The 9160-nt window shown below is 35.1% G+C and carries 11 protein-coding genes and 2 pseudogenes; 8 read left to right on the plus strand and 5 right to left on the minus strand.

All coding sequences use genetic code 11. The annotated features are described in order from the left end of the window. Positions 1 to 256 precede the first annotated feature (256 nt). Both GTU69_RS16415 and repM read right to left on the minus strand, forming a co-directional pair. The gene (locus GTU69_RS16415) at positions 257 to 787 is read right to left on the minus strand and encodes a plasmid replication DNA-binding protein (protein WP_166172105.1); all 531 of its coding nucleotides are present in this window, start codon (positions 785 to 787) and stop codon (positions 257 to 259) included. Positions 788 to 865: 78 nt separating this feature from the next. After that, positions 866 to 1795, minus strand: coding sequence for a replication initiation protein RepM (gene repM / locus GTU69_RS16420; protein WP_166172107.1), 930 nt, complete (start codon positions 1793 to 1795; stop codon positions 866 to 868). A 1165-nt stretch (positions 1796 to 2960) separates the two neighbouring features. Here repM and GTU69_RS16425 point away from each other — a divergent pair. Continuing rightward, the gene (locus tag GTU69_RS16425) at positions 2961 to 3350 is read left to right on the plus strand and encodes a hypothetical protein (RefSeq protein WP_166172109.1); all 390 of its coding nucleotides are present in this window, start codon (positions 2961 to 2963) and stop codon (positions 3348 to 3350) included. Further along, positions 3343 to 3513, plus strand: coding sequence for a hypothetical protein (locus GTU69_RS16430; protein WP_166172111.1), 171 nt, complete (start codon positions 3343 to 3345; stop codon positions 3511 to 3513). The genes GTU69_RS16425 and GTU69_RS16430 overlap by 8 nt, the downstream gene beginning before the upstream one ends. A 25-nt stretch (positions 3514 to 3538) precedes the next feature. Here the strand turns inward: GTU69_RS16430 and GTU69_RS16435 are convergent, their stop codons facing one another. After that, positions 3539 to 3880 (minus strand): hypothetical protein, encoded by a 342-nt coding sequence (locus tag GTU69_RS16435; protein WP_166172113.1) that lies wholly within the window; start codon positions 3878 to 3880, stop codon positions 3539 to 3541. 173 nt (positions 3881 to 4053) lie between these two features. Between GTU69_RS16435 and GTU69_RS16440 the strand changes: the two genes are divergently transcribed. Then, positions 4054 to 4344 (plus strand): hypothetical protein, encoded by a 291-nt coding sequence (locus GTU69_RS16440; RefSeq protein ID WP_166172115.1) that lies wholly within the window; start codon positions 4054 to 4056, stop codon positions 4342 to 4344. A gap of 57 nt (positions 4345 to 4401) precedes the next feature. On the opposite strand, the pseudogene GTU69_RS16445 reads toward GTU69_RS16440, so the two are convergent. After that, positions 4402 to 4554, minus strand: a pseudogene (locus tag GTU69_RS16445) (ISNCY family transposase); the annotation flags it as partial. A 774-nt stretch (positions 4555 to 5328) separates the two neighbouring features. Here GTU69_RS16445 and nadS point away from each other — a divergent pair. The 3 genes and pseudogenes from nadS to GTU69_RS16465 all read left to right on the plus strand — a co-directional run bounded on the left by nadS (position 5329) and on the right by GTU69_RS16465 (position 7071). Further along, positions 5329 to 5600, plus strand: a pseudogene (gene nadS / locus GTU69_RS16455) (NadS family protein). Between the two features lie 632 nt (positions 5601 to 6232). Beyond that, entirely contained in the window at positions 6233 to 6688 is a 456-nt protein-coding gene (locus GTU69_RS16460) for a hypothetical protein (RefSeq protein WP_166172119.1), read from the plus strand. A gap of 110 nt (positions 6689 to 6798) precedes the next feature. Next, positions 6799 to 7071: a hypothetical protein gene (locus tag GTU69_RS16465; protein WP_166172121.1), complete on the plus strand. Its 273-nt coding sequence runs from the start codon at positions 6799 to 6801 to the stop codon at positions 7069 to 7071. Between the two features lie 327 nt (positions 7072 to 7398). Here GTU69_RS16465 and GTU69_RS16470 read toward each other — a convergent pair whose 3' ends face one another. Next, complete coding sequence (locus GTU69_RS16470; RefSeq protein ID WP_166172123.1) at positions 7399 to 8421, minus strand: helix-turn-helix transcriptional regulator; 1023 nt, start codon at positions 8419 to 8421, stop codon at positions 7399 to 7401. A gap of 58 nt (positions 8422 to 8479) precedes the next feature. Between GTU69_RS16470 and GTU69_RS17055 the strand changes: the two genes are divergently transcribed. Beyond that, positions 8480 to 8836 carry a hypothetical protein gene (locus GTU69_RS17055; protein ID WP_205683570.1) on the plus strand — a complete coding sequence of 119 codons (357 nt, stop codon included), beginning with the start codon at positions 8480 to 8482 and terminating at the stop codon, positions 8834 to 8836. A 105-nt stretch (positions 8837 to 8941) separates the two neighbouring features. After that, positions 8942 to 9160: hypothetical protein (locus GTU69_RS16480; protein ID WP_166172125.1), on the plus strand; the 219-nt coding region annotated here is incomplete at its 3' end.

The following is a 9160-nucleotide window of genomic DNA, read 5'->3' on the forward strand; positions in this document are numbered from 1 at the left end:
TTTTTTCTCAATTTTCTCATTACATCCATGAATAAATATTTCTCTTAACTCTTTTCTCATATTCTTAACTTTCTTTAAAATTAACATAATACACCTTATACGAAATACAAATTTTTATTTCATATAAATTATAGTCTTATATTGTAGTAAAAAGCCCAATCACTGCCGATTGGGCTTTTTTAATGATTATTCATGTTCCACGCCTAGTCTTTAATCAATGTTTCACAACTTTGATTAGTACACCTAAACAGATCGGTTAGCCATTCGGCAAGAAAAACCGGCTTAACCACCCTCTTTTCGGCTGCTCCGGTGCTACGTGCTCCGGCACTGGAATCCGCTTATTTTCTGTTTCGACCGGAGTAGTCAATCCGTCATGTTTAGCTTCTGCTGTGCCCGGTTCTGGATCTGTTTTGGCTATGCTTGGTTGCACCGGTTCTTGATCGGTAAACGTAGTCATATTGGGTTTTGGAGCTTCTAATAGGCGTTGCATCGTTTCAATTTGGTTTTGATAAAAAGATTCCCTGTCTTTTGCATCATCAAGCTGATTTTTTAGCACGTCTATCTGTTGTCTAAGTAGTAAAACTTCTGCCGAATTTGGACTGTCTACTTTTACAGACTCTTTTACATCTTGTTTTTTAATTGGTTCTCCAAATACTCGAATAGCTTCTGCTAAATCAATTTTATTATCAGAATTTCTGCTTAAAATTCCTTTATTTATATGGTTGTAAATCGTTTGTCTATTTATGCTGTAAAGTTTAGATAATTCAAGAACTGAAAGACTTTTCATGGTGTAAAACTATGCCTAATCTTGTCAAAAGTTGATGTCTATTAGACTGTCTAATAGACAAATGATCAAGTCTATAATTTAGGCAACTTTAAACCCAACTTTTTGAAGGTAAGGATGTAACTCTTCAAATTTAGTAGGGTCTTGAAGCATTTCAGCAATGCGTATGGCAAACTGCTGATAGCTTTCTGCTCCCTGAGAGTATTTACTCATTTCAGGCAATTCCGAAAGTTTATTAGAAAATAAATGACGTTGAGCATCTGTCATTTTTGAGAAAGCATCTAAGGTATTAGGATCTCTCTTACTTTCGATATGCTGATGAGCTATTTTCTTTGGTTTAAAACTGAATGAAAAACCTGAAATTGAACGTCCTTTTTTATGTTGTTCATACTTAAGATTAATATCTGAAAACTCGTTAATTTGGTCTATAGCAATATCAAGTACACGTCTCTTGAATGCTTCCATTCTGGTGTATTCGTTTACGCCTATACCTAATTGACTACGGAATTTATTTAATTCAAAAAGAGGGGTTTTTCCTATAGATTTCCACTGCATTAATAATTCGTACAAACGAACTGCATAGACGCTTTTAAATTCAGATGTTTTCCGGAGATGATAGCTTGTGAAATATTGTTCGAACCCATCTATTTTAGTGACATGCTCGATAACTACCCGAGTTAATGTAACTAAAATTCGACCTTCACCTTTTCTATAGTTTGCATCTTGAATCCAACGACTTTTCGTTAGACTTCCATCTTCATTTGTAATAGTGAATTGTCGCTTAAATAGCGAATCTTCTGCTTCAATTAAAGCTAAATAAGCTGCGTCTGGAGAAACATTAAAGGCTTTTGCATATCTAATTGCATTTAGCTCTAAAGGTTCATCAGTTGATAGCCCTTGTCCTGTTTCCCTAGCATCTACAATTGCAAGCTGTAAAAGACGAGTTTCACTTAAGGTAAGAGTCTGTAAGGCTTGAACAAGTTTATTTGATTTTACGACTAAGTCTGTCATGTCATTTTATTTAGCAACGGTTTTATTGTGTTGCTATAACAACACAATAAAAATTTGTTGTCAAATGCCGAGGAAACGTTGCTATATAACCGAGGAAACGTTGCTATATAACCGAGGAAACGTTGCTATATAACCGAGGAAACGTTGCTATATAACCGAGGAAACCCTTCTGTATAAAGGATTCCAGCAGATCTAAAAGCATTTAAAAAACTTAAAAATAATTAAAAACCTTGGGAATGAAAAATTGCCCTTGGTTTTCGCTACGCTCAAACTCTATTGAATCTCGCTTTCGCTCGATTCTTGGGGCAATTTTTTGGTTCATACAGTTGTGACTTTGAGAAAAAGCAAAGACAAGAGCAAAAGCAACTCGGAATTCGCTTCGCTCATAAAGCTTTTTTACTCGCTACGCTCGATCTAGGCTCAATTTTCTGCATGTGATTTACGCTTATTTAGGCTTCACAGCCTAAAAAGCTGTTTTTCAGAGAGTCGAGGTGCGAATTTTGGTGCTTCGCTCGTAGACACTCGCTCTATTTATCCCTATGAGAATAAAAATAGCCTCTATTTGGCGCTCATTTGCGTTTTTTGACCTGATTACTCATTTCAAGAGTAGATTCTATGTCTTAAGTAAAAAAGTGGCTCAAATCGCATGTGAGAGTGTTTTAACTTGGGTTTTATTTCTGATTCTCAGACTAGTGTGCCCGCTTATAGATTTTTCTCTTAGAAACACAATAGCCAGGATCTCTTTTGGCCAAGCACTATCTTTGCCGTCAGTTAAGTCAATTAAATAGATGGGGAGCCGGTACATACCGGCAATTTTTGGTTCACACACCACGCATCTAAAGATAAAGGCTTCAAAGCCTTATGCTATAAGGGATACAGCGGTTTTTCATATATCTTGAAAGCGTTTACGCTTTTATGGTTATTTTTATTGTATTTCAGAGGCTTAGCTGTAAACACTTTTTGTTGCAGATAAAATGCAATATTTACTTACAAAACAATAAGATAGCTTGTAATCACCTTTGTTTACGCTTTTATGTAAATTTCTCTTTTTATATTAAGTATTTAACCTGTAATCATTAAAACTTAACACAGTGTTTACTTATATTTGATAGTTACTTTTTAGAAATTAGGTGCTTAGATTGAAAACAAATGATAGGAGTTTTTTATGAACAGCACTCGAACCGTAGCCGTCAGATTAGACAATCAGGTCGCACAAGAATATGAGCGTTTGGCTCAATTGAAGGGCGATAAATTAGGAACTTATTTACGGGATCTACTGACCAGTAATTTACAAATGGCCAGTATTGAACGGCAGGCCAGTCGGATTGAAACATTGGTGAATGATTTTGAAAAAAATATGAATCACGCTTTGACGACTTTTACTCAAGAAAATTGTTTTAAAGAAAAATATTATGAAGATTTTGGTGGCGTATACATGATGTTGATTGGCATCTTAATGAAGTTGAATATGGAAAAAGAAGATATACGCAATATGCAGGCTAGAGGTACAGCCTACGCCCAGAATAATTTTATTGGGAGTCAAAAATATGACTAATATTATTCAGCTTTCTAAACCGTGTGCTTTCTGCGATTCAAGGGAAAACGTACAGCTTTTTGCAGGGCTGATGCTTTGTGGGAGTTGTCAGAAAAATATCCGGATCACCAATCCTGGCATGTTTGAGGCTAATGATCAGATTGAACAAAAAGCCCAAGATTAATTTGGGCTTTTTAGTGGTTAATCTATTATTTTATTTTCATTAAATCAGCTAAAAATAAAGTATAGAAAGTTGGCATTAATAAAAAGAAACCTATAGCTATCATAATAATGCCTGAGATGACTTTGTTATTTGACTTATTTAATAGAGGAGAAGCTTTATCATCGACAAAGGCTATAAGTCCAATGACAAACAGTATCAATAAACATACTGTACCGACTCCTAAAAACAGTGCTTGTATATACATTTCCAAATAAAAAAACTTGGCAGATTGAACTGCTGTGAAAAAAAGAACGATTGCAACAATGCTTATATTTATGAGCCCACCAATTAAATCATTGAATAGCTTTTGCCAAGATTTTTGCTGCATATGTATATCCTGCTGTATGAACTCTAAATTTAGAAGTCTAGAGGATTGAACGTTACATAAGTGATTGTATGTTTAATAGAGCGTCATATTTCGACGCTCTCGTTCGTTTAGCCCTTTTTTTAACTATTTATTATTGTTAGATTTTAAAAATATTTTATTAAAAGGTTTATAAAATGGCTGTAAAAGTTAAGAAAGAGAATTTACAAGATAGTCTATATAAATATACTTGGTCTCGTGATGAAGGTGATGCTCCGTATAAAGGTACATCAGATAGAGTTAAAGTCGATAAAGATGAAGGTTATGAAGTAGTATATTTCATTGAGAAATTTATGAATAAGCATAGCTTAAAACATATCCGAGATGCCCATGATATCGAAGATGCACTATATGCTAAAGCCCTATCGAACATTGTTTATAGAGATGATTTAATTAGAGAAATTGAAAAAAAATTAGGTTACTCATAGTTTCATAAGAGCTGAAAAAGCCCATGAATAGGGCTGTTATTCCTAAGTAGAAATGTCCTATACCGACATTTCTAAGTCAAGCACAGGATTCAGATTTCGTTGTTGAATCGCTGTTTTCTGTGCACGTCTGCTTGGCATCTTTTGAGAATGATTACGTTTGTTTTGTTGTTTCAGTTCTTCATGCTGTTGTTGAATATGCAGCAATACAGAACTTACTTAGTTTTAAGCATGATATACAGAGAATTCCTTCCCATTTAATATAATGGCTGCTACGCAGGATAACGATTGAATAGTTATCCTTTTTAGATCAAAAATTCCAGACCTCTTTATAAATAAAGGCAAAATATGATTCAGGGTAGTTGTTGTTGTGGTGCTGTTAAATTTGAATTGAATACCGTTCCTGACATGATGGGAACGTGCCATTGTTCACGCTGTCGTAAGCTCGGATCAAGTACGATTATTTTTGTGAAAAAAGAATCCTTTAATTTACTTCAAGGTAAAGAGTTTATACAAACATATAAGCCTGAACTACCATTTAGCTATGTACGAACGTTCTGTAAAAAGTGCGGAACTGCTTTGGGTGAAATCGGTTCGGAGAGTTCGTCTTTTCCAATACCAGTTAATTGTTTGGACGATGACCCCGTCTTAAGAAATCAGTTCCATGTTTTTGTTGCATCGAAGCCAGCTTGGTATGAAATATCTGATGCAGCACCTCAGTATCAGGAAAATCCAAACTGATTGATCATTAGAGTAACAGTAAAAAAAGCTCAGAATTAATCTGGTGTTATTACCATGTTGCTCTACATACAAGCGTGTTGAAATCATATAGCTGAGCAGATTGAGACTGGGTTATCCGGGTAATCTATTATTGGGTCACAGAGGATGATCAGATCTTTTTCTTGGTGGCTTATCCAAAGTCTATAAAAGATAATCTGACAGACAAAGAAACCTCGATCCTACGTCAATTAGTAAAGGAGCAATTTCATGGATAACAACTTATTTGATGACCTGGTTGCTTCGATTAAAGAAGCTGGTGCAATCAAACGCAACGAAATGAAAGCAAGCCGAGTGACTGAGCTTGAATTACCAGATATTAAAGAAGTACGTGAGAAAACAGGTTTAACCCAAGCAGAATTCGCTTCACGTTTGCATATTAGCGCGAGAACCCTACAAAACTGGGAACAGGCCGTCGCTATCCGACTGGTCTTGCAGCCACTCTAATTCGCATTTTGGATGCTCATCCCACTTTGATTTAAAAAGTTCAGATAATAAAAAACCCCAGCATCCTGCCGGGGTTTTTCGTATTCAGCTCTTGGTATAACGTCCTGTTGTACCTCACATTCCTTGCGTTAGAACATAAAGTTCCTTTTTACGTTCTGGAACATCCTGTTCCTGATGGACTAATCATATGAATTTTCAAGTATGTGAACTAGTGGTCATAGACTTGAATTAATGTGAGCAAATGCTTACAAATATGGTTGAAAACTGTCCCAGGTTTATCCGCAGAAATTGGGGATAATTTTTGCCCTGGAAGGGCCGGGAACATTGAAAAAAGCTTCAATTTGATTAAAAAATAATCAATTTTATTGGCAAGAAGTATCAAACCCGTCTAAAAAAAAGCCGACTTGTTTCCAAGCCGGCTTTTTGGGTTTGCGTCCCCGATTTCTTATAGCATAACTTTTTGAAATATAACATTATTTATTTTGCATTTCGTATAAGCTCTATTATGTTAAATAGGGGATTTTGTTTCGAACTTTATTGAGCTAAAAGGTGTCTATTCAGTAATACCTTTAGTATGAGTTAGAGTTATTTATTTCATAATTGCCGAGTATGCATAAAAATTAGATTATCATATTAATTTTAAAAGATTATATTCATAGAGGGTAATATGCGAGGAACAATTTTAGATTACTCGACGCAAATTGAATCGTTACTTGTCGAGTTAGGAGCAATAGGTCGAGGAATGCATGAAAAGCTAGACTCAATTGAATCCATAATATCCCCCTCCATGGTTAGAAAAATACGTTGGCTAGCAACTATACGTAATAAAGCTGTTCACGAAGCAAATTTTTGTACAGATCTAGATAATTTTGTTGAAAATGCTAATAACGCTATTAATTTTTTACAAAACTTATTAACTGAACAAAAACAGCAACAAGAACAAGAACAAGAACAAGAACAAAAACAGGAACAAAAAGAATCCAATAATACAAACTCTCAGAGTAGAAAAAATAATAATAAAAATTGGAAAGATAAATCTGCTTGGGAAAAGGCAGGTGACGTTGCCAAAGTTGGCCTAGTAGTAGGAAGTGCTATTGCTACAATATTTTTTTCCCAAAGCTGATATCTATTTTTTATACATAGATTAAATTATTGAGATGATTTATATATATGTTTTTTAAAGCTTTATGTTCTACGCTATAATAAATTTAAAGCTAAATGGAATGCGTTAATATGGCACATGTAGAATGTAAAAATTGTGGTTATAAGGAAGAAGCAAATAAAACTTTCTTTTTAAAAGTTATGGGGGCAAGTTTTGTTGGTGGTGGATTTTGGGCTTGGGTTTCCTTCTTTTTTGCAGGTACAGGTTTCGCCTTTGCGATTTGTGTAGCTATTGTGACTGGGGGAGTAGCATTACTAGCATTTTCTGATCAAATTACAAAATGGGTAGCCGAAAGATATGCTTGTCCATCTTGCAAACGTAAAGATTGGAAATTAGTCAAATAGTTTAATGATTCTAGAAGACTAGGGGCTGTCCTCATTTGATAAATAGCTCAAAAAATGACTTTAGATGCTTAACATTGAATGCTTAATGAAGGAATTGCAGATTTTTTAAACAAAATACAGACCGATTTACTTCGTTAAATGAGATGAGGACACGCCCTAATTACTTTTTCTAAAATTAACATAATACACCTTATACGAAGCAAAAAATGGGAGCCAAAATGCTCCCATTTTTACTACTTTTTTTAAAGTCTTAGGCGTGCTGTAGTGTGAGTTTTAGGCCTAAAGCATTCACTACACGATTAATGGCCATTATGTTAAATGGGGGATTTATTCTTTTGATTTTTTCTCTTCTTTTGTTTGTTTGTAAGCTTTATATAAACTATATCCTGCTGTGATTGCATAAATACCAGGAAAAGCTACCCCTATGAGCCTAGTAGCACCACTAGCTGCAAGAGCACCACTAGCTATACTAACACCACCAGCCATACCAGCGCCTGCTGCAATAGCCCCACCGCCTAAAGCGGCTAAAGATGCATTAGTCAGAGCACCACCACCTAAAGCTGCTAAAGAAGCAGTTGTTAGTGCAGCACCACCAGCTGCAAGAGTCCCACCACCTAAAGCTACTGCTGCCAGAGTAGCCTCATTTGAATTAACGATTTGTTCTGTTTCTATATCAGGATTTGAGTCGATATTTTTTATTACTTTTTCAACTTCGTGACTTGTCAAACTCCCCATTTCACTAATTTGCTCTTTAGTAAATCTTATTGGGCTTATTACAGATAGACGTTCTTTCAAATCTCTAGAAATAAAGAAATTTATATCTTGACCTATTAAAAGATTTTTTAAATTTTCAGGAGAAGGAGCTATTGAAAGACCACTCTTGGCATTTTCTATAATTATTTTCTGGAGGTCAGTACTTGGGATAATTTTAATTTTAACTTTCTCACCATTTAATCCTTTCTCTATTTTTTCAATGTTAATAATTAAATCTTCTAATAGACTGAAATAACTTGAGAATTTTATTCCACTTAACGTACATAACATGTATATGAAATCAGCATTAATGGCAGTATCACCTCGTTCCATATTTCCATAAGTTGTATGTGTTATATCGAAGATCTTTGCTATCTCTCTGTGATTTAACCCCATCTGATTACGAATGTGATAAAGGATAAATCCAGATAGAGCACTAATCGATGTCACATAGTTCAATGTATCTTTATCTGCTGTAGCCATAATCACCTCTTCAAATTTTGTCGATATTATAACAAAAGTTATTTGGATAATATTTTTTAATTTAGGAGTAAAATTATTTCCAATGGTTGGATATTCATGTATTATGCTAAGCATGAAGAATATCTCGAACTAGAGAAGTGGAGAATTAGATATGTTTGGATTTATAAAAGATGTGGCAAATACTGCAATTGATAAAGCTATAGATGCTGCAATTTATGTTGAAAATAATCCTAAAAAATGTATTGCGGTAGTTGTGGGAACAGTTGCTACTGGTGGTGTTGCATTAGTAGCGGCACCAGCAATTGCTGCAGGTCTGGGAGCCGCAGGGGTACTAGGAGCAACTGCGTCAGGAACTGCAATTAGTTCTTTAAGTGGTGTTGCTCTGACTAATGCATCTTTAGCCGCTTTAGGCGGTGGGACTATTGCTGCAGGCGGTGCTGGTATGGCTGGTGGTGTGACAGTTATAACTGGAACAGGAGTTGCAGCTGGAGCAGCACTTTCCTCTAGCGTTGCATCAAAAGTTAAGTAATACGAGTATGAGAGCACAAATAATTTAAAATTACCTGTGCTTTTCCTTTTTAAAACAAAAATCTATATAAAAATTTAGATCTCAATTTAAATAGAGTGCATTAATATGGCATATATAAAATGCAAATGTTGTGGTTATAAGGAAGAAGCAAATAAAACTTTCTTTTTAAAAGTTATGGGGGCAAGTTTTGTTGGTGGTGGATTTTGGGCTTGGGTTTCCTTCTTTTTTGCAGGTACAGGTTTCGCCTTTGCGATTTGTGTAGCTATTGTGACTGGGGGAGTAGCATTACTAGCATTTTCTGATCAAATTACAAAATGGGTAGCT

Source organism: Acinetobacter sp. SA01, from assembly GCF_011319235.1.
Classification (GTDB): Bacteria; Pseudomonadota; Gammaproteobacteria; order Pseudomonadales; family Moraxellaceae; genus Acinetobacter.